Annotated in this window: 17 protein-coding genes and 2 tRNA genes; 9 read left to right on the forward strand and 10 right to left on the reverse strand. The window is 67.8% G+C overall.

The window, feature by feature from the left end; all coding sequences use genetic code 11:
* Positions 1-125: 125 nt before the first annotated feature.
* From EOW66_RS12085 to EOW66_RS12095, 3 genes are all read left to right on the forward strand, one after another.
* Entirely contained in the window at positions 126-557 is a 432-nt protein-coding gene (locus EOW66_RS12085; RefSeq protein ID WP_113900629.1) for an Lrp/AsnC family transcriptional regulator, read from the forward strand.
* A 104-nt stretch (positions 558-661) separates the two neighbouring features.
* Positions 662-3,772: a valine--tRNA ligase gene (locus tag EOW66_RS12090; protein WP_128156593.1), complete on the forward strand. Its 3,111-nt coding sequence runs from the start codon at positions 662-664 to the stop codon at positions 3,770-3,772.
* Between the two features lie 3 nt (positions 3,773-3,775).
* Positions 3,776-4,111, forward strand: a complete 336-nt coding sequence (locus EOW66_RS12095) for a DnaJ family domain-containing protein (protein WP_128156594.1) — start codon at positions 3,776-3,778, stop codon at positions 4,109-4,111.
* A gap of 103 nt (positions 4,112-4,214) precedes the next feature.
* Here EOW66_RS12095 and EOW66_RS12100 read toward each other — a convergent pair whose 3' ends face one another.
* Positions 4,215-4,997, reverse strand: a complete 783-nt coding sequence (locus tag EOW66_RS12100) for a crotonase/enoyl-CoA hydratase family protein (RefSeq protein WP_128156595.1) — start codon at positions 4,995-4,997, stop codon at positions 4,215-4,217.
* A 132-nt stretch (positions 4,998-5,129) separates the two neighbouring features.
* On the opposite strand from EOW66_RS12100, the gene EOW66_RS12105 reads away from it, so the two are divergent.
* Together EOW66_RS12105 and copM are read left to right on the forward strand one after the other, a co-directional pair.
* Complete coding sequence (locus EOW66_RS12105) at positions 5,130-6,242, forward strand: pyridoxal phosphate-dependent aminotransferase (RefSeq protein WP_128156596.1); 1,113 nt, start codon at positions 5,130-5,132, stop codon at positions 6,240-6,242.
* A 94-nt stretch (positions 6,243-6,336) separates the two neighbouring features.
* Positions 6,337-6,741: a CopM family metallochaperone gene (copM, locus tag EOW66_RS12110; protein ID WP_239017574.1), complete on the forward strand. Its 405-nt coding sequence runs from the start codon at positions 6,337-6,339 to the stop codon at positions 6,739-6,741.
* 99 nt (positions 6,742-6,840) lie between these two features.
* On the opposite strand, the gene EOW66_RS12115 is transcribed toward copM, so the two are convergent.
* Positions 6,841-8,040 (reverse strand): pyridoxal-phosphate-dependent aminotransferase family protein, encoded by a 1,200-nt coding sequence (locus tag EOW66_RS12115; protein ID WP_128156597.1) that lies wholly within the window; start codon positions 8,038-8,040, stop codon positions 6,841-6,843.
* A 213-nt stretch (positions 8,041-8,253) separates the two neighbouring features.
* Here EOW66_RS12115 and EOW66_RS12120 point away from each other — a divergent pair, with 213 nt between their 5' ends.
* The 3 genes from EOW66_RS12120 to EOW66_RS12130 all read left to right on the forward strand — a co-directional run bounded on the left by EOW66_RS12120 (position 8,254) and on the right by EOW66_RS12130 (position 11,363).
* Complete coding sequence (locus tag EOW66_RS12120) at positions 8,254-9,954, forward strand: ABC transporter ATP-binding protein (protein ID WP_128156650.1); 1,701 nt, start codon at positions 8,254-8,256, stop codon at positions 9,952-9,954.
* Positions 9,955-9,968: 14 nt separating this feature from the next.
* The gene (ygfZ, locus tag EOW66_RS12125) at positions 9,969-10,712 is read left to right on the forward strand and encodes a CAF17-like 4Fe-4S cluster assembly/insertion protein YgfZ (protein ID WP_128156651.1); all 744 of its coding nucleotides are present in this window, start codon (positions 9,969-9,971) and stop codon (positions 10,710-10,712) included.
* A gap of 330 nt (positions 10,713-11,042) precedes the next feature.
* Entirely contained in the window at positions 11,043-11,363 is a 321-nt protein-coding gene (locus tag EOW66_RS12130) for a DUF6280 family protein (protein WP_113900578.1), read from the forward strand.
* Positions 11,364-11,449: 86 nt separating this feature from the next.
* Here EOW66_RS12130 and EOW66_RS12135 read toward each other — a convergent pair whose 3' ends face one another.
* From EOW66_RS12135 to EOW66_RS12145, 3 genes are all read right to left on the reverse strand, one after another.
* On the reverse strand, positions 11,450-12,586 hold the full coding sequence (locus tag EOW66_RS12135; RefSeq protein ID WP_128156598.1) for a hypothetical protein: 1,137 nt from the start codon (positions 12,584-12,586) through the stop codon (positions 11,450-11,452).
* Positions 12,587-12,715: 129 nt separating this feature from the next.
* A complete protein-coding gene (locus EOW66_RS12140) occupies positions 12,716-14,119 on the reverse strand; it encodes a TolC family outer membrane protein (protein WP_128156599.1) in 1,404 nt (467 codons plus the stop codon).
* 120 nt (positions 14,120-14,239) lie between these two features.
* Positions 14,240-14,890 (reverse strand): protein-L-isoaspartate O-methyltransferase family protein, encoded by a 651-nt coding sequence (locus EOW66_RS12145; RefSeq protein WP_128156600.1) that lies wholly within the window; start codon positions 14,888-14,890, stop codon positions 14,240-14,242.
* 150 nt (positions 14,891-15,040) lie between these two features.
* Between EOW66_RS12145 and EOW66_RS12150 the strand changes: the two genes are divergently transcribed.
* Positions 15,041-15,114: transfer RNA gene (locus EOW66_RS12150), tRNA-Cys, on the forward strand.
* 194 nt (positions 15,115-15,308) lie between these two features.
* Here the strand turns inward: EOW66_RS12150 and EOW66_RS12155 are convergent.
* The 5 genes from EOW66_RS12155 to EOW66_RS20510 all read right to left on the reverse strand — a co-directional run bounded on the left by EOW66_RS12155 (position 15,309) and on the right by EOW66_RS20510 (position 20,570).
* The gene (locus tag EOW66_RS12155; RefSeq protein WP_128156601.1) at positions 15,309-17,183 is read right to left on the reverse strand and encodes a glycosyltransferase; all 1,875 of its coding nucleotides are present in this window, start codon (positions 17,181-17,183) and stop codon (positions 15,309-15,311) included.
* 1 nt (position 17,184) lies between these two features.
* The gene (locus EOW66_RS12160) at positions 17,185-18,207 is read right to left on the reverse strand and encodes a hypothetical protein (protein WP_128156602.1); all 1,023 of its coding nucleotides are present in this window, start codon (positions 18,205-18,207) and stop codon (positions 17,185-17,187) included.
* Between the two features lie 252 nt (positions 18,208-18,459).
* Positions 18,460-19,506 (reverse strand): glycosyltransferase family 2 protein, encoded by a 1,047-nt coding sequence (locus tag EOW66_RS12165; RefSeq protein WP_164881107.1) that lies wholly within the window; start codon positions 19,504-19,506, stop codon positions 18,460-18,462.
* A gap of 372 nt (positions 19,507-19,878) precedes the next feature.
* Positions 19,879-19,955: transfer RNA gene (locus EOW66_RS12170), tRNA-Arg, on the reverse strand.
* A 111-nt stretch (positions 19,956-20,066) separates the two neighbouring features.
* Complete coding sequence (locus EOW66_RS20510; RefSeq protein ID WP_239017575.1) at positions 20,067-20,570, reverse strand: DUF4405 domain-containing protein; 504 nt, start codon at positions 20,568-20,570, stop codon at positions 20,067-20,069.
* Positions 20,571-20,645: the final 75 nt, after the last annotated feature.

Raw genomic sequence — 20,645 nt, forward strand, 5'->3', positions numbered from 1 at the left:
GGCGCCCTTTTCCTGTCTTCTCAGTCTGCGCTACATGGGGCACAGTTTCACCGATCAAAAGAGTAGATCTGTGGCGCATCTTCGTTATAATGACGAAATATCCGGTCAATCTGCAGGCACCCACAATGGATGAACTCGACACGGCGATCCTCGGCCTGCTCTCGGGCGATGCCCGGATGTCGGTGGCGACGCTGGCGCGGCGGCTGAAGGTGGCGCGCTCGACGATCCAGGCGCGGCTCGAGCGGCTGGAGACGACGGGCGTCATCGCGGGCTATACCGTCAAGCTCGGCGAGGCGGCGCGGGCCGGGCGGCTGCGCACCACCGTGCTGCTGACCATCGAGCCGCGCGCCCAGGCCGCGATCCTGACCCGGCTGAAGGCGATCCCCGAGGTCGAGCGGATCTCGACCACCTCGGGCCGGGTCGATCTGCTGCTGCAGGTCGCGGCGAACTCGACCGCGCAGCTCGACGCGGTGCTCGACCAGATCGGCGAGATGCAGGGGGTGAAAAGCTCGGAAAGCCTGATCCACCTGTCGACCAAGCTCGACCGGGCGGTCTAGGCGGCACGGCCGGGGGCGCCGCCCCCCCTTGCGACGCGCGGAAAGGCTTTTCCTTGCGGGGTGTGCGCGCTAAACAGCCGTCAAGCCCTGAAAGGACAAGACCGATGACGATGGAAAAGACCTTCGACGCGCGCGAGGCCGAGCCTCGGATCTATGCGAAATGGGAAGAGGCCGGCGCCTTCAAGGCGGGGGCCAATGCCTCGCGCCCGGAAACCTTCTGCATCATGATCCCGCCGCCGAACGTCACCGGCGCGCTGCATGTCGGCCATGCCTTCAACAACACCATCCAGGACATTCTGGTGCGCTGGCACCGGATGCGCGGCTTCGACACGCTGTGGCAGCCCGGCCAGGACCATGCCGGCATCGCCACCCAGATGATGGTGGAGAAGGAGCTGGCGAAAACCGGCCAGCCCAGCCGCACCGAGCTTGGCCGCGAGGAATTCCTGAAGAAGGTCTGGGAGTGGAAGGGCAAATACGGCTCGACGATCGTCGGTCAGCTGAAGCGCCTCGGCTCGTCCTGCGACTGGTCGCGCAACGCCTTCACCATGTCGGGCGCGCCCGGCGCGCCGGCGGGTGAGGAAGGCAACTTCCATGACGCGGTGATCAAGGTCTTCGTCGAGATGTACGAGAAGGGCCTGATCTACCGCGGCAAGCGGCTGGTGAACTGGGACCCCCATTTCGAGACCGCGATCTCCGACCTCGAGGTCGAGAACATCGAAGTCGCGGGCCACATGTGGCACTTCAAATATCCGCTCGCGGGTGGCGTCACCTACACCTATCGCGAGAAGGACGAGGACGGCACCGTCACCTTCGAGGAAGAGCGCGATTATATCTCGATCGCCACCACCCGCCCCGAGACCATGCTGGGCGACGGCGCGGTTGCGGTGAACGGCAATGACGAACGCTATGCCGCACTGATCGGCATGCTGTGCGAGATCCCGGTCGGCCCGAAGGAACACCGCCGGCAGATCCCGATCATCGCCGACCCCTACCCCGACCCGACCTTCGGCTCGGGCGCGGTGAAGATCACCGGCGCGCATGATTTCAACGACTATCAGGTGGCGAAACGCGCCGGCCTGCCGCTCTACCGGCTGATGAACACCCGCGCGCAGATGCGCACCGACGGGCTGTCCTATGCCGAAGCGGCCAAGCGCGCGATGGAAATCTCGAAGGGCGCGGCCTTCACCGAGGCCGAGGTCGACGCGCTCAACCTCGTGCCCGAGGAGCTGCGCGGGCTCGACCGCTATGCCGCGCGCGAGGCGGTGATCGCCCAGATCACGGCCGAGGGCCTCGCGGTGATGGTCGCGAACCCGAAGGCCGGCGAAGAGGGTGAGCCGAACGTGATCCCGCTGGTCGAGGCGAAGCCGATCATGCAGCCCTTCGGCGACCGTTCGAAGGTGGTGATCGAGCCGATGCTGACCGATCAGTGGTTCGTCGATGCCGAGAAGATCGTCGGCAAGGCGCTCGACGCGGTGCGCAATGGCGACACGGTGATCATGCCCGAGGCCGGCGAGAAGACCTATTTCCACTGGCTCGAGAACATCGAGCCCTGGTGCATCTCGCGCCAGCTCTGGTGGGGGCACCAGATCCCGGTGTGGTACGGGCTCGACCTCGGCGCGCCGGGCTTCCGCGACGACGAGGGCGACGGCGCGCTCGACGAGGTGGAACTCGGCCGGCTGCTGAACGACGGCGGCATGCTGCACCGCAACGACGTCTATCATTGCGCCGCGGCCTTCGAGGCGGTGACGGCGGCCTTCCAGGACGAGATCGCCGATCTGCCGATCCCGCTCAGCCATGCGCGCATCGTCGAGGTGGCCGACAAGCAGGCGGCGATCGACACTCTGGCGGCAAGCCTTGCCGAGTACAACGTGAGCCAGGATCCGACCGTTCTGGTCTATCCGGTGTGGCGCGATGCGGATGTGCTCGACACCTGGTTCAGCTCGGGCCTGTGGCCCATTGGCACGCTCGGCTGGCCGAACTGGGACGAGACGACCTCGCGCTATTTCCCGACCGACGTGCTGGTGACGGGCTTTGACATCCTGTTCTTCTGGGTCGCCCGGATGATGATGATGCAACTCGCCGTCGTCGACCAGGTGCCCTTCCACACCGTCTACCTGCATCAGCTGGTGCGCGACGAGAAGGGCAAGAAGATGTCGAAGACGGCGGGCAACGTCATTGACCCGCTCGAGATCATCGACGAGTTCGGCGCCGACGCGCTGCGCTTCACCAATACCTCAATGGCGGCGCTCGGCGGCGTCCTGAAGCTGTCGAAGGACCGCATCGCGGGCTATCGCAACTTCGGCACCAAGATCTGGAACGCCACCCGCTTTGCCGAGATGAACGGCGTGTTCGAGGGCCCGGCCGCCGCCGGCGTGCCGCAGCCCAGGCACACGGTGAACCGCTGGATCATCGGCGAGACCGCCAAGGTGCGCGAGGCGGTGGACGCGGCCTTTGACAGCTACCGCTTCAACGAGGCGGCGCAGGCGCTTTACGCCTTCGTCTGGGGCAAGGTCTGCGACTGGTACGTGGAATTCGCCAAGCCCCTCTTCGACACCGAGGAGGCCGCCGAGACCCGCGCCACGATGCGCTGGGTGCTTGACCAGTGCTATACCCTGCTGCACCCGATCATGCCCTTCATCACCGAGGAACTCTGGGCGCTGACGGCCCCCGCCGAAGGCCGCGCCAAGATGCTGGTGCACGGCGACTGGCCCGTCTATGGCGCCGAGCTGATCGACGCCGAGGCCGACCGCGAGATGAACTGGGTCATCGACCTGATCGAGACGATCCGCTCGAGCCGCGCGCAGATGGGCGTGCCGGTGGGGCTGAAGCTGCCGATGGTGCTGGCCGAGGCCGACGCGGCCGCGCGCACCGCGCTTGCCCGCAACGAAGCGCTGGTGTTCAAGCTTGCCCGCCTCGACAGCCTGACCGAGACCGCGATCCCGAAGGGCGCAATCTCGATCCCCGTCGCGGGCGCGCTTTTCGGCCTGCCGCTCGAGGGGGTGATCGACGTCAAGGCCGAGAAGGCCCGGCTCGAGAAGACCCTCGGCAGGCTCGAGAAGGAGGCGGCGGGCCTGCGCGGCCGGCTCTCGAACCCGAAGTTCATCGAGAACGCCGCCGAGGAGGTGATCGACGAGGCCCGCGAGAACCTCGCCGCCCGCGAGGAGGAGGCCGCCAAGGTCGCCGCCGCGGTGAAGCGGCTCGCCGAGCTCGGCTGAGCGATGGCGGGCTGGCTCGAGAAACTCGCCGAGCGGCGGATGCTCAAGGCGCGGGCCGAGGGCAAGCTCTCGGGCCTTGCAGGGGAGGGCAAGCCCCTCCCCGACCGCACGGGCGAGGCCTTTCTCGATGCCGGCGAGGCGGTCGGTTTCCGGATGATGGCGGCGGCGGGCGTCCTGCCCGAGGAGATCGTGCTGAAGAAGCAGGTCGAGGCGGCCCGCGCCGAGCTTGCCGCCGCGACCGACGAGACCGCGCGCCGCGCCCTGATGGCGCGCCTGTCCGAGCTGATGATGAAACAGGCGATCGCCGAAGAAGCGCGGCGCAAGTTCCTGAAGGGGTAAGTTCCCCGTCCGGTTTTTCCTTGTTCAAATACTCCCGCCGGAGGCTCCTGCATCGCGGCAAGCGCCTCCGGCGGGAGTATTTGCGCCAAGAAAAAACCGCCGCTCAGAAGACCGGCGCGCGGTGTTGCAGGTTGGCCGCGATCACCTCGAGCTGGTCGGGCTTGCCGATCAGCTTCACCTGCTCGCGGCTTTCGGCCATCAGCACGGTGTCGGCGGGCGCCGCCCAGGCGGTGGCGATCAGCCGTTTCGCCGCCCGGATTGCCGAGGGGCTGCGCGCGGCGATGGTCTCGGCCAGTTCGGTGGCGCGGGCCAGGGGATCCTCCGCGATCTCGGTGACAAGGCCCCAGTCACGCGCCTGCACCGCACCGATCTCCTCAGCGGTATAGGTCAGGCGCCGCACCACATCGGCGCGGGTCAGCTCGGGCAGGCTCACCATGCCGCCCATGTCGGGGACAAGGCCCCATTTCATCTCCATGATCGACAGCCGCGTGTCCGGTGCGGCAACCCGGATATCGGCGCCGAGCGCAAGCTGGAAGCCCGCGCCGAAGGCCACGCCCTGCAGCGCCGCGATCACCGGCACCGGCAGCGCCCGCCACACCAGCGAGAATTGCTGGAAGCGGTTCGCCGCGCCATGGCTGCGCGGCAGGATCAGCTCCTCGGCCCCGCCCTGCGCCAGACGAGCAAAATTCGCGACATCGAGCCCGGCGCAGAAGGCCCGCCCCTCGCCCGCCAGCACCACCGCGCGCAGCCCGGGCTGCGTGGCCAGTGCCTCGCCCGCCGCGATCACCGCGTCGATCATCTCGAAATCGACGGCGTTCATCTTCTCGGGCCGCGTGAGCGTGACATAGGCGATCCCGCCCAGGATTTCCGTGGTGAGCCGAGCCATGTGTCCCTCCCTGTCTGCCCTTTTTCCAGTATATGCGGAGACCTGGCGCTTGGCAGCGGGCCCGCGCGCGGATGACGCGACGAAATCTGCCCCCTTGCCGGGCGCGGGCTTTGCTCCTAGGGATTTCGCATCATGACCGGACCTCGCTACACCCCGCTGATCGATACCCTGCCCTCGACCGTGCCCTTCGTCGGGCCGGAAACGCAGGAGCGCCGCATGGGCCACCCCTTCGCCGCCCGCCTTGGCGCGAACGAGAACGGCTTTGGCCCCTCGCCGCGCGCGATCGCGGCGATGGCGGCGGCGGCAGGCGAGGCGTGGAAATACGGCGATCCGGAGAATTACGAGCTGAAGGTGGCACTTGCCGCGCGCCATGGCTGCCGGCCCGAGAACATCGTGGTCGGCGAAGGCATCGACGGGCTGCTCGGCTATCTGTGCCGGCTGGTGATCGCGCCGGGCGATGCCGTCGTCACCTCCGAGGGCGGCTATCCGACCTTCACCTTCCATGTCGCGGGCTTTGGCGGCGTGGCGCATAAGGTGCCCTATGCGGGCGATGCCGAGGACCCCGAGGCGCTGCTCGCCCTGGCCGGGCGGATCGTGCCGAAACTGATCTACATTGCCAACCCCGACAACCCGATGGGCTCGCACCACCCCGGCGCGACGATCGCCGCGATGGTGCCGCGCGTGCCCGCGGGCAGCCTGCTCATTGTCGACGAGGCCTATGTCGAGCTTGCCCCCGAGGGCACCGAGGCGCCGATCGACGCCGACGACCCGCGGGTGATCCGGATGCGCACCTTCTCGAAGGCGCATGGGCTCGCCGGGGCGCGGGTGGGCTATGCCATCGGCGCGGCGCCGCTGATCGCCGCCTTCGACAAGATCCGCAATCACTTCGGCATGAGCCGGATCAGCCAGGCCGGCGCGCTGGCCGCACTGTCCGACACCACCTGGCTTGCCTACATGCGCCGGCTGATCGCCGCCTCGCGCGACCGGATCGGCGCCATCGCGCGCGAGAACGGGCTCGAGCCGCTGCCCTCGGCGACGAATTTCGTCGCCATCGACTGCGGCCGCGACGGCGCCTTCGCGCGGGCCGTGCTGGCGGAGCTCACCGCGGCCGGGATCTTCGTGCGGATGCCCGGTGTTGCGCCGCTCGACCGCTGCATCCGCGTCTCCTGCGGCCCCGAGGCCGAGGTCGAGGCCTTTGCCGCAGCCCTTCCCGCCGCGCTGGCCCGCGCCCGCGCGGCGCTCTGAGGGCCACGGGGACTCACGTTTCCCTCGCTCAGTGGTGATTTGCCGCAGGCGCGACGCGGGCGCAGGCTCCTGTCCAAGGGAACAGGAGTTGCAGATGAGCAGAATCAACCGCACCCGACGGATCGCGATGCTCAGCCCCGTCGCCTTCGCCATCGCCTTTGGCGCCTATGCCCAGGGCCGCGGCGGCAGCGATGACCACGAGGGCCAGAAGATGAGCGGCGCCAATGCGACCGCCGATGCCGCCCCCTCGACCGAGGCGTTCCTGGCCGCGAACCGCAAGATGCACATGGCGATGGACGTCGCCTATACCGGCGACGCCGACATCGACTTCGTGCGCGCGATGATCCCGCATCACGAAGGGGCGATCGAGATGGCGCGGATCGCGCGCGACTATGGCGATGACCCGGACGTGCGCAAGCTTGCCGAGGGCATCATCACCAACCAGCAGGCCGAGGTCGACTGGATGGTGCAGTGGCTCGAGAAGCACGGCAATCCCTGAGCCTTCCGCCTTGCGGCGCCGGGGTCTCCCCTGACCCGGCGTCGTGTCGCAGGCGGCGAGGGTGTTCCCTCCCCTCGCCGCCTGCCCATGACCCCGCCGTCAGCCCTGCGCGCAGACCGCCGCCGCGGCGGTCACGCCGCCCGCGCCGTGCGGAATGCCAAGGGCGATCATCCCCGCCTCCATCACCGCCAGCGCGCCAAGCGTCATATGCGCGTTGACATGGCCCATGTGGGCGATGCGCAGGTAATTCGCCACCTCGGGCGTGCCCGGCTCGGCCATGCCAAGCCCGATACCGAGGGTGAGCCCCGCCTCCTCCTCGCACCAGGTGCGCAGCCGCGCCGCGCCACCGCCGCCGATCCGCACCGCCGTCACCGAATGGCCGCGATGCGCCGGATCAGCGATGTTCATCGTGATCTCGCCACCCTCGCCCCAGACATCGAACGCCGCCCAAACCGCGCGCGCAAGCGTCGCGTGCCGCGCCCAGACATGGGCCAGCCCCTCCTCGTCGAGCAGCATCTTCAGCGACTCGACGAGGCCGAAAAGGTGGTGCGTCGGCGCGGTGCCGGCGAAGTATTCATAATAATGCTCGGGGTTGAGACGCGGCGCCCAGTCCCAGTAGGGGGTCTTCAGATCGCTCGTCCGGCTTGCCTCGAGCGCCTTGTCGGACACCCAGACGAAGCCAAGACCCGGCGGCACCATCAGCCCCTTCTGGCTCGCCGCGACCATCACGTCGACGCCCCAGTCGTCAAAGCGGAACGCGTCGCAACCAAGCGAGGCGATGCAGTCGACGGCCAGCAGGGCCGGATGCCCGGCCGCGTCGATCGCCGCGCGCACCGCGGCGACGTCATTGCGCACCGAGGTCGCGGTGTCGACATGGGTCAGCAGCACCACCTTGATGGTCTGCGCGGTGTCCGCCCGCAGCGCCGCCTCGACCCGGGCCGGATCGACCGGCGCCTTCAGGCCGAAATCGAGCGTCTCGACCTCGACCCCCATGGCGCGCGCGTGCAGCGCCCAGTTGATGCCGAAGCGCCCGGTGGCAAGCGACAGCGCCCGGTCGCCGCGCGAGAACAGGTTGGCGATCGCCGCCTCCCACACGCCATGGCCGTTCGAGATGTAGATCGCGACATGGCTGCTCGACAGCGCGACGCGGCGCAGATCGGCCACGATGCCGCGGGTCATCGTGACGATGTCGCCCTCGTAGATGTTCGGCGCGGCGCGGTGCATCGCGGCAAGGACCCGGTCGGGCATGGCCGAGGGCCCGGGAATGGCGAGATAGGTGCGGCCCTGCGCAAGGCTCATCGGTGTCTCCTGAAACTGATCCTTCCTCGGTACTGAACCGGCCCTGCCGGGTCAACGCCCGCGGCCCCTCCCCCACCGGGCGCCGGCGGGCAAACTTGCCGGGCGGCGGGTTTCGCGCTAGATCGGGCTCACCCCGCGCCCGCCGGCGCCCTCAGCGAGGTTTCCGTGGCAAGGCCCGACACCCCCTATCGTTCGCACACGCTCTTTTCCCGGATGTGGAACCGCTACCTGCGCCGGCACTGGCCGAAGATGATGGTCGCCATGGTGCTGATGGTCATCGAGGGCTCGACCCTCGGCGCGCTCAGCGCAATGTTGGAGCCGCTGTTCGACACCGTCTTCGTGAAGGGCCAGGCCGGGATGATCTGGTGGGTGGGCGGCGCGATCTTCGGGCTGTTCCTGATCCGCGCCGTCACCTCGGTCGGCTCGCGGGCGCTGCTGTCGGACGTGTCGCAACGCTCCTCCTCGGACATGCAGGTCGATCTGGTGCGCCACATCCTGACCCTCGACCAGTCCTTCTTCCAGGCGAACCCGCCCGGCGCGCTGATCGAGCGGGTGCAGGGCGACACGCTTGCCGTGCAGGGGGTCTGGACCACCTTCATCACCGGCGCCGGGCGCGATGCGATCGCGCTCGTCTCGCTGTTCGGCGTGGCACTGTCGATCGACCCGCGCTGGACGCTCGCCGCGCTGATCGGCGCGCCGCTTCTGGTGCTGCCCACCACCATGGCGCAGCGCTACATCCGCAAGAAGACGCGGCAGATGCGCAATCAGGCCAGCGCCCGCGCCACCCGCCTCGACGAGGTGTTCCACGGCATCTCGGCGGTCAAGCTGAACCGGATGGAACCCTACCAGATGCGCCGCTTCGAGACGCTGGTGGCCTTCATCCGCCGCGCCATGGTGAAGATGGCGGTGTCGCAGTCGATGATCCCGGCGCTCATTGACGTGGTGACCGGGCTTGGTTTCTTCGCCGTCCTCGTGCTCGGCGGCCCCGAGATCGTCGAGGGCGAGCGCACCGTCGGCGAGTTCATGTCCTTCTTCACCGCGATGGCGCTGGCCTTCCAGCCGCTGCGCCGGCTTGGCGGGCTTGCCGGCACCTGGCAGACCGCCGCCGCCAGCCTCGAACGGCTCTATGGCGTCTTCGACATCACCCCCGAGATCCGCTCGCCGGCGCGGCCGGCCCCGCGCCCGGCGACGACCGAGGTGCGGCTCGACAACGTGCGGCTGAGCTATGGCGGCAAGCCGGTGCTGCGCGGGCTCAGCTTCACCGCCGAAGCGGGCAAGACCACCGCCCTCGTCGGCCCTTCGGGTGCCGGCAAGACCACCGTCTTCAACCTGCTCACCCGGCTCGTCGATCCGGACAGCGGCGCGGTCACCGTGGGCGGCGTGCCGGTCTCGACGCTCGATCTCGGCACGCTGCGCGACATGTTCTCGATGGTGGCACAGGACGCGGCACTCTTTGACGAGACGATCCGCGAGAACGTGCTTCTGGGCCGCACCGACGTCAGCGAGGCGGCACTGGCCCAGGCTCTTGAGGTCGCGCATGTGACCGAGTTCACCGACGCGATGCCGCTTGGCCTCGAAACGCCCGCCGGCCCGCGCGGCTCGGCGTTGTCGGGCGGGCAGCGCCAGCGCGTGGCGATCGCCCGCGCGGTGCTGCGCAACGCGCCGATCCTGCTTCTCGACGAGGCCACCTCGGCGCTCGACACCGCCTCCGAGGCAAAGGTGGCGCAGGCACTCTCGCACCTTTCCGAAGGGCGCACGACGCTGGTCATCGCGCACCGCCTCTCGACCGTGCGCGACGCCGACCGGATCGTGGTGATCGTCGAGGGCGAGGCGGTGGAACAGGGCACACATGACGAGCTGCTTGCCCGCGGCGGCGCCTATGCCGGCCTGTGCCGGATGCAGCTCGTCGAATGACGAAGGAACAGGCCATGGCCGAAAGACGGATCTACGAGATCACCGGTGCGGACCGCGAGCATTTCCTGCAAGGCCTCGTCAGCAACGACGTGCGGCGGCTGAAGGACGGCCCGGTCTATGCCGCCCTGCTGACGCCGCAGGGCAAGTATCTGGCCGACTTCCTGCTGGTGCCGCGCGGCGAGACGATCCTTCTCGACATCGACGCCCGCATCGCCGAGGCGACGGTGAAGCGGCTTGCGATGTACAAGCTGCGCGCCGAGGTGGCGATCGCGCCCTCGGCGCTCGGGGTCTATCGCGGCACCGGCCCCGCCCCCGAGGGGGCCGTCGCCGACCCGCGCGATCCGGCGCTTGGCTGGCGGTTTTACGGCGAGACGGCAGGGGATGACGGCAGTGACTGGGACGCGATCCGGGTCGCGCATCTGATCCCCGAGACCGGGATCGAGCTGACGCCCGAGACCTATATCCTCGAGGCGGGCTTCGAGCGGCTGCACGGCGTCGACTTCCGCAAGGGCTGTTACGTCGGGCAGGAAGTGACCGCGCGGATGAAGCACAAGACCGAGCTGCGCAAGGGGCTGGTGCGGCTTGCGATCGACGGCGCGGCGCCGGTCGGCACCCCGATCGAGGCCGAGGGACGCCCTGTCGGCACGCTCTTCACCCAGTCCGGCGGACGGGCGATCGCGCATCTGCGCTTCGACCGGACCGACGGGGTGATGACCGCCGGCGACGCGCGGCTGCACCTCGAAGAGAGCCTCGGATAGGCCCCGGCGCCGGCTGTTTTCACGTTATCGTGAGACATCTCCCCGATCATGACCCGGCGCCCTGCGCTGCCATGCCGCGCTGCGCCGAAAAGCCGCGGTTTCTTCGCACTTTGCCTGAAATCCGGCAATAAATGCCTTGATCGGTGGCAAAGCGGGCCTATATATGCGCGACTGGCCATCGAACAGGGGCCGGCCCCAAGGGTTGGACAGGGCGTCGTATGCGCATGGTGCATGGCAGGCATTCCTCGCAGGCCATATCGAATCGCCCCTCATGCGCCCTAGATGGCCGCCACGCCAGGAAACGCAAGAGCAATAACAAAGGACGGAATAATGCGCGATTTCGTTGACGGCTCCGCATTCAACTATGAGCAGGGACAGAGGGCGCGCAAGCTGTTCGCCGCCGTCGTTCTCGCTGCTCTCGACGATGCGATCGCCGATGACAAGAAATACGGCAATGGCCCGGAACAGATCGCCCGCTGGGCGCGCTCGCGCGATGGCCGCGAGGTGCTGTCCTGCGCCGGGATCGACCCGAACGAGCGCGTGGTGAAGGGCCTGATGGAATTCGTCGCGAAGGGCGTGCGCACCTCGGTGGCGCTGTCGCGCGAGGAAAGCGAACGTCGCATGGCGGCGGAAGAGGCCGAGGCCGCCTGAGACCGGGCGGATCCTCCTGATCAAACGGCGCGCCACTGGCGCGCCGTTTGCATTTCAGCGGCTGGGAACCAGCCGCCTGCGGCAGATCACTCGTAATCCTCGCCCATCAGCGCGCGCTGGATCTCGCGCCGCACCAGCTTGCGCACGTTGCGGGTGATGCGCTCGCCCAGAACGCCGCGTAGCTCTTCGCGGATCAGCTGCGCCACCAGCATCCGCAGCGCCTCCTCGTCGATCAGGCCGCCATCCATCAGCGGCTCGTCATCGAGCGCCGCCTCGATGCCCGGCAGGTCCTCGTCGCGCGCATATTCGTCGCGCAGCGTCTGATAGCTCGAGCGCAGGATCTCCGGCCGGCGATCCTCCTCGAGGGCGTCAGAGAGATGCAGGCGACGCGGGCCGGAGCCGGTCGATGCGAGGTTCAGCGCCGCCTCGGCCCAGTCCATCGCGCCCTGATCCTCGGTCCAGGCCTCGTCGCGCAGGTCCGGGTCGCCCTCGTCGTCCTCGACGGCATCCTCCGCCTCTGCGTCAAACCCCACGGCCTGATCCGGCACAGGCCCGGCCTCCTCGACGGCCACACCCTCCGCATCGGGATCCGCAACCTCGACGCCGACTTCGGCCTCTGCCTCGGCAAAATCCGCCGTGTCGAGCAGCAGCGCCTCGAGATCCTCGGGCGCGACATCCTCGGCGAAGGGCGCCTCGGCCTCTTCGCGGTCATCGCGCGGCTCGGCCGGCAGCGGCTCCGCCCCGGACAGGTCCGCAGGCTCGGCATCGTCCCCGGCCTCGGGCGCGACGTCGCGCTCAGGCTCCGGCGCGGTTTCAGGCAGGGGGTCGGCCTCAAGGGAAACGTCGTCTCCGGCCTGCGCAGCGAATTCAGCCCCATGCCCAGCCACGGCCGCTTCCATTTCCGCAATGGAGGTCTCGAGCCGGCTCAGCTCCTCGACGATATCTGCGTCGGGAACCTCGGCCACGGGTGCGGCCTCCTCACCGGCATTCGCCTCACCGGCGGCCTCCGCCTCCGGCTCGACCCGCAGCGCGGGCGTCAGCACAAGGCAGGCCGCGTCCTGCGCCGCGTCCTCGGCTTCGGCCTCCGGCGGCGGCACGGCCGCCGGCGCGGCGGCCCGATGCGACACGGCAGGGGCTCGCGCGCTGGTCGCATCCTGCGATACCAGGCGACGGATCGACGTCAGGACGTCCTCAATCTCGATATGGGTTCCGGGCTCATTCATCACGCTGGCCATCCTGCGACGGGGCGGGGCCGCTGTCCAGCCCCGGACAAGGACAGAAAGCCCCGACCGCAAAGGCCGGGGCAGGTCATGGCCGGGCCGACACGGGCCCGGTCGGGTCTTCCGGGTCGATCAGGGCTTCTTGCCGATCGCCTGCATCACGCGGTCAAGGCTCTTGCCCCGCACGCTGGTGAGCGGCGCGTTCTCGACCGCATTGTAATAGGCTGCCGGGTCATAGGTCGGGATGCCGAGTTTCAGATCCTCGACCGTCAGCAGACCCATCGCCGAAAGCAGCTGATAATAGCCGACCTGCAGATCGGCCTCGGCGGTGATCCGCGAGGCCCGGGCGTCGAGCAGCGTCTGCTCGGCGTCCAGCACGTCGAGCGTGGTGCGCGCGCCCAGCGTCGCCTCTTCCTTCACACCCTCATAGGCGATCTTCGCCGCCGAGATCTGCTCGTCATAGGCCGTGATCTGCGCCTGGTAGACGCCGATCTGCGCCCAGGCCTGGGCCACCGAATCGGAGATCTCGACCCCCGCCTCGCTCAGCGCCGCCTTCGCCTGGTCGCGGCTCGCGATCGCCTGGCGATGCGCCGAGGACAGCTTGCCGCCGGCATAGAGCGTCTGCGTCAGACCGACGCCGACATTCGTCGCCTTGTTGCCGCCTTCGTAATTGGTGAAGCCCGCCGAACCGTCGATCGTCGGCAGCCGCTCGGCCGCCGCGGCCGAAACGCCCAGCTCGGACATGCTGACGGTGTGCTGCGCCTGCTTGATCGAGGGGTGGTTGCGCAGCGCGGTCTCGCGCGCGGTATCAAGCGACTTCGGCAGTGTCGGCGCCTTCGGCAGCGGCGACAGCTTGTCGGGGTAATGGCCGATCGACGCCTTGTAGGCCTCGCGCGCGATCTGATAGTTGCCGCGCGCCGCCGCCAGCGCTGCCCGCGCCGCGGCCTCGGCCGCCTCGGCCTGCGACACGTCGGTCTTCGTCACCTCGCCGACCTCGAAACGGTCACGCGCGGCCTTCAGGTCTTCGCCATAGACATGCACCGAGTTCTCGTTGATCGAGACCTGCTCGGCGGTGCTTTTGACGCTGGTATAGGCGCTGATCGCGCTCAGCAGCACGCTCTGCTCGACCGAGCGCAACGCCTCGCGCGTTGCCAGAACGGCTTCCTTCTTCATGTCGATGGCCAGCCGGGTGCGGCCGAAATCATAAAGCGTCATCTGCGCGACAAGCGAGGTATAGGCGGTGAGCCGGTCATAGCTCTTGCCCTGCGCCCGATAGGTGGCAATCGTCGTGTCGGTCGCCGAATAGCCGTAATCGGCGGTCCACTGCAGCACCGGGCGCAGCGCCGACACCGCCTGCGCCACATCCTCGTCAGCGGCGCGCAGCGTGGCGCGGTTCTGTTCGAGCAGGTGCGAGTTGCGATAGGCCGAGACCAGCGCATCGGCGAGCGTCTCGGCCGAGACGGCAAGCGTGGACGTCATCAGCCCGAGGCCCGCCACGGTGGCGAGAAGAAGCGGTTTCAGGATCTTGCGCGTCATGCCTGGGTCCTCATCTGGGGGCGTGCCGGTCGCTTCTTTTGGCGCTCCGGGCTCCGGGCCGCGGCACGGCCCAGATATTCCAATCCGTCTATATGAGCCCTGAATACCGCGAAGCCGGGCTCAGAGCACGAACTCTTTTTCCGCGACGAAGCCCGGGATCACCGGCGCGGCCGCATTGAAGATGTCCCGCCAGGCGATCTCGCCGTCGATCTTGCGGCCAAGCCGCGCCACGCCGAGCGCGCCCTGCATGAAGATCGCGGCAATGCGGCCACCGTCCTTCAGCTGGCCGAGAATCGCGGCAGGCACGGTTTCGACCCCACCTTCGAGAAGGATCACGTCATAGGGGCCGTGCTTGTCGGAACCGGCCGCGAGCGGGGCGGCAACGACGGCGGCATTGTCGGCGCCGACGCGGGCGAGCGCGGCCTCGGCAAGCGTCGCCATGTCGCCCTCTTCAAGCGCCACCACAGCTTCGGCCATGCGCGCGATCACCGCGCTCGAATAGCCGAGGCCGCAGCCGACATCGAGGACGAGATCGGTGGGCTGGATGTCTAGGGCGTCGAGCATCTTGGCAAAGCTGCGCGGCTCGAGCAGGACGCGACCCGGCGCCAGCGGAACGTTCTCCCCGATATAGGCAGCCTCGCGGCGCGCGGGGGGCACGAAGTCCTCGCGCGGCACGGCGAGCATTGCCTCGATGATCGGGAATTTCGTCACGTCATTGGGGCGGACCTGAGTATCCACCATCATCGTGCGTCGCGTGGCGAAATCTTGCATCTTCTGAACTCTTCGGTCTGGTGTGCCTGAGATCGGTTGTGCCACAGAAAAACAGGCGGGGCAACAGATGCCGCGGTGCCGCGCCGGGGATTGTGCAAGACCACTTGCGCGAGCGCGCGCGATTGTTTAGGTGAGGACAACCTTGAGGCTGGCGGGTTGGCGGAGAGGTTACGCAGCGGATTGCAAATCCGTGAAGACCGGTTCGATTCCGGTACCCGCCTCCAAATCTTTTCAGCGACTTCGATGAAGATGCCCGATGAGGGCGCCGCTGCAGGCTGCGCTCCCCCGGCCGGCGGCGCCGCGGCCGCGGCAGGGGTGCGTTCAGGTCTCACCCAGGCAGTCCGCGCCGGGCACCCGCCGGGCACCCTTGGCGCCACACGGGCAGGCCACACTGCCCGCCCGAGTCGCCGCGCGGCAATCAGGCCGCGCTCTCGCCCGTGGCAGCAGCCGACACCGGGGCCTCGGCTTGTGCCCCCTGGCCGGTCTCGGCGCCGAGGCGGGCCTGCCAGAACTGACGGGCGGTCAGGGTCTCGTAGCCGGACCGCCACGTCTCCCGCAGCCCGTCGTAGCCCCGCCAGATCCGCCACATGCTGCGCAGGATGGGCAAGCTGACCTGAACGGCACGGCGCTTCGAATGCCGGACCGTGTAGCTGCGCTTGCCGTCGATGGAGACATAGGCGATGTCCATCGCCCCCCAGATCGGACGGATCTGGCCGCGGGCCGCGGCAGGCAGGACGATCCGGTTGCCGATCAGCCGGAAGCCGGGCAGCAGGTGGCCGTTCAGGGTGATCTTCATGAAGGCGCGCGACAGCCGCCGGTGCGGCGACAACCAGCCCCGGCCCCGGCCGCGCTGCGCCGCCTCGCTCTCCTCGGGCTTCCAGCGTTCGGCAACGGTCAGCGCGCCGATCTGCTTGCGCCGGGCGGCCACGTCGGCATTGCCCGCGAAATAGCCCGGACCCGCCTGCACGTCCTCGAGCGCCAGTGCCACGGCCTCGAGGGTCTCGTAATGGCACGACAGCAGGCTGCGCAGATAGAAGCGCAGCATGATCCCTGCCAGCCCCTTGCGCCCGATCTCCATCGAGCTCAGCGCGAGATGGTGCGCCATGTGGCTGCGCAGGTCGAGATAGACGGTGAGAGGGCTCTCCTTCACCGAGAAATCCTCGTCCTGATAGGAAATCACCCCGGGCAGCGTCACGATGTTGAAATCATGCACGAGGCTGAAACTGACATCGTCGCCGCGCACGAAGAAGGGGAAGGGCATATGGGTCACTTCCGCGACCGGGAAGGCGAAATACCACCAACCGCCATAGAAGTTGTGCGGTTGCGTCGCGGTGCTGTCGAACTCGAGCTGCAGGACCTGGCCGAAGTCGCGCAGATCGAGCCCGATATGCTGCGGCTGGCAGACCTTGTCGAAGAGCGCGCCGTTCTCCCACAGCTGCCAGCGGTGCTGGGCATTCGAGACAGCCCCCGCGACCGCGGTCTTCGGATCGGTCGCATAGGCGAGGAACATCCAGGTCCGTTCGATCGCCTCCATGTGGACGGCCGCATCGTCGTCCATGAACAGGCAATGGCTGGCGCCCCGGTTCTGCGCCTCGAGCAGCCCGCGGGCAAAGCCGCCCGAGCCGCCAAGGTTTTCATTCGGCACCAGCGTGACGTGATCCGAGACGGGAATCGCCGCGCTCTGACCATTGTCCACCACGGTGAGATGGAGGTGATCGGCCAGCGCCGAACGGCTCAGGAACGCCTCGAAGCGGGCCACGGTGCGGGCCACGGCGGCCTCGCGCCGGAAGGTGGTGATCGAGAGCATCAGCTCGGGGGTGCGGGCGGGGGCATCCGCGGTCTGCCAGGATGCGGCGCGCAGCCGGCCGCCGGCATCATCGAGGGCCCGCAGTTCGAAGAAGGCGACGCCGCGGCTGTCGAACCCGTGCGGCGTGTCGAGCCGCACCGACAGCGGCCGGCCGGGCGTCAGCGTCACCACCTCGTTTGCCAGACGCTCCCAGGAGCGCTCGGGCTGAACGAGGAAGACAATCAGTTCGAAGGTGCCCTCGCCCTCGAGCGCAAGCGACAGGGTCCTGAGGTTACAGTTCTTCGACCACTTCCCGACGTTGAAGAGGTTGTAATAGGTGTTGAAGGAGGCCTGCCCCCCCTTCAGGAAGTAGATCTCGTGGTCGCGCTGCGACATCGCGGCCCGGTCGGAGAGCCGCATGTAGAGATCGCGTTCCGTGCAAAGCCCGGCCTCGGGCCATATCAGGCCCTGCAGAACGGTGCCCTGCTGAGTGCCTTGATCCGTCATCTCATGTCCGATCCTGCGGAGGCGCAGCCTTGTTGGCTGCCGAGATCGTGCCATTGGCCACCAGTTGCTGCAGCAGCGGCGCAACGAAGCGCTGCATCAGCGCCGCGCTGTCTTGCGGGATCTCCAGCTTGGCGAGCGGCGCATCGGCGGCGGGCAGCGGATCCAGGAACAGCGTTTCCCGGTCGAAATACCGCCTGGCGATCGCGGCATTGCCCTCGGCATATTCGGCAAGGATCGCCTCCCGGAGATCCCGGGGCAGCAACTGTTCGCTCTGCTTGCCGGTATGGCCCAGGATGTCGCGGTCGACCTGTTCGAGGGCCCGCCGCAGCAGATCACGCTCCGGCGGCTCCAGGCTGTCGAGCGGCATGTGGCGGACGAATTCCACCATCTCTGCCGACATCGACGAATTGACATGCGGCGGCGGCGGGAACCCCGTCAGATCGGTCAGCCCGATGCTGTTGCAGAAGGTGACAACCGGCCCCTCCGGCATCTGCTGCTTCTCGAACACGTTCAGGATCAGGTTCTCGGCCCCGAAGAGATCTTCGAGATGGCGGACGAAGCGATCGTAGTGGATCCAGTGGAAGGCGTCACGCTGCTGCAGGAACTCCTCGAAGGTGCAATGGCTCAGCGCCGGGTTCCACTGCCACTTGATGTTCTGGAAGTACCAGCTTTCCAGCCAGAGGTCCTGACGCCGCATCGAATAGATGATCTTGACGTCGAAACGTTCGGTGAAGGGCACCAGGGCGCGCAGATCCCGACGCATGCTGACATCTTCATCGCTCAGCACCAGCGTGTGGATGTCCTCGGGCTGATTGTCCGCCCGGCGGCTCAGGCTGATGGCGACATCCCCCGCCTTGTCCCGACCCGAGAAGATCTCGTTCATCAGGCGGATATGCCGGGGCACCCGAAGCGGGTAGAAAATTCCCTGCTTTTTCAGCGGCTCGAAATTCTGATGCATAAATTGCTGGATGGAGGTGGTTGCCGTACGATGGCTGCCGATATGCAGGAAAAGTTTCCTTTGCATGGATCTTCCTTTTGAACAGACGGATCGCGGGGTCTGAGCGGGGAAATACCGATCACCCCAACATTTGGCAGGTTTTGCCCCCTCTCGCAATTGCGCTGTCACCCCGATGAGCAGGGAGCCGCCCTCCCCGGAAATGCAGGGCTGACGCGCGCGGGCCGTGTGCCTGCGCCGCGCCTCCCGCAGCGCCGCGGCACGCCCGCCCAAGACCGCGGTCACCGCCCTTGACGGCGGATGACCGAGCGACCGGGACGGTCATCCCAGAAGCCCGTATTCGCGGATCAGCTCCCCGTGCCGCGCCCGCAGGACGGCGTCGAAATTCGCCGCGCTGAAGGTCATGTTCCGCCCCGCGCGGTCGCGCGCGGAAGCGGTCGGATCAAGGGACAGGTCGAGAAAGCCGTCGATCTGCTCCAGCTCCGCCACCATCTCCGGGGTCAGACGGATCAGACGCAGCAGTCGCGCCAATTCGGCCGGGTCACCGCTGCTCTCGTAAAGCGCCATCAGCTGCGCCGAACGTGCGGGGGTGCGCTGCAGGAACCCGGTCCGGCCCTCGGCCTTCAACTGCGGCGCATAGGACAGATAGTAGCGCAGCAGCTTCAGCTGCCAGTGCAGCGGCGTCATGCCGTCGAAATGCACCAGCCAGCTCTCGTCCAGATAGGGACCGGGAACGAGGTCGCCGCCGGCCTTGCGCAGGGCTTCCTCCTTTTCGCTCAGCGGCACGGGAAAATGAATCCGGATACGCAGGTCCTGCCCGGTCCGGACAAAGGATTTGCCCGCCACATGGCCCGTCAGCCCCCGGGTCACCATCGGCGCCAGCTCGCCATAGACCCTGCGCTCGGCTGCCGGGCGCAACAGCATCCGCCGGTAACGGCCATCGAAAAGCCCCTGCTGCGGGCTGGCCTCGGAGAAGACCCGCTCGCTCATCCTCGGGCGGCAGAAGGGCAAGGTGCCGGGCAAACCGTCCAGCAGCGCCCCCACATCGCGCGAGACCGCGAGGAATTCATCCGCGTCACAGAAGAAGAACCAGTCGCTCCGACACTCGGCATAGCCGAGGTTGGCGTTCCGCAACTGCCGCATCACCTGCCCCTGCGGCCGGCTGCCGCCAACCTCCCGCCAGTATTCGTCGGTGCACAGCGTCAGCCGCACCCCGTCCATGGCCGAGAGGATGTCGATCGTCTCTTCGTCGGGGGCATCCAGAAAGAGATGCACCTCCTCGGCCCCGAGGTCGAGATAATGCGCCGCGAAGGCACAGAGCAGCTCGGGGGGTTCCGCCACGGTTGAACACACGGTCCAGCTTGCCACGGGAAAGCTCCTCATTTCTGTCCCATCCACCTCCGGGACGGCCTTTTTCAGCTTAGGCACAACACAGCGGCAGGAAAAGCCTCAGCACTCGCCAGCCCCGCCCCGCCCCACGACAGACGTCACGTCAGCGCAAGGGACAGGCAACAGGCCCTGCCGCCAGGAAGCGGCGAAAAGACGAGACCGGATCGTGCGGAAGGGTGCGGGGCCGGCGCAACAGGCCAGAGCCGGCAGGAAACCGGGCTCGCCCCGCCTCACGCGCCGCAGCGCGATCGGGTGGCCCACGCCAGAGACCAGAAGACATCCGCCGAACAGGGCAGATTTGCGGCCCCAAAAGCCGGCAAAGCAGAGATGACGTCTGACAGAGAGGGGAAGTGGTGCACCCGGAGCGATTCGAACGCCCGACCCTCAGATTCGTAGTCTGATGCTCTATCCAGCTGAGCTACGGGTGCACTGTGCGGCGGGATTTAGCCTCTGCTTCGGGGGGGCGCAAGGGCTAAATCCGGATTTTCGGAAAGTTTTTTCACCCGCCCATCCGGCGGGCCTTTTGCGCGCCCTGCGGCTCAGCCCTGCGGCACCAGCGCGACGCTCAGGATCTCGCGCAGCTTGCCGCCGTCGCCCGCGGCGTTCTGCCTGACGGTTTTCGCCGGGTCGATGCCGGTCAGCCCGGCGGCCTCGAACTCGGCCAGCAGCGTGTCGGTGGGCTTGCCCGCCATCTCGGCAAGCGCGGGGATCGTGGCATTGCCCATCGCATCCATCACCACCTTCGGGCCAAGCCCCGCCCCCTCGACCACGCCGGGGATCAGATTCGGCACGAAGGTCGCGACCAGCGCGAGCGCGCCAAGCCCGATGATCGCCGCGGCGAGCGGCCGGCGCAGATACAGCGTGAAGGGACGCCAGTTGAGCACCAGATGGGCGATGGCGCCCGCCACCAGAACGAAACCTGCCCATTCGTGCACCGTCTTCATCGTCGCGGTGTCGAGATGGAAGAACATCAGCACCCCGGTCACCCCCATCAGGAGGAAGGAGCCGATGACGAGCGGGGTAGCCCAGGAACGCAGAGACACGGTTTTGGCCTTTCGCAACATTGCTGGCGGTGGAACGCCCGCCCGGCCCGGTTCCGTCGCGACAGGACGTCGCAG

Source organism: Paenirhodobacter huangdaonensis, from assembly GCF_004022465.1.
Lineage (GTDB): Bacteria > Pseudomonadota > Alphaproteobacteria > Rhodobacterales > Rhodobacteraceae > Rhodobacter > Rhodobacter huangdaonensis.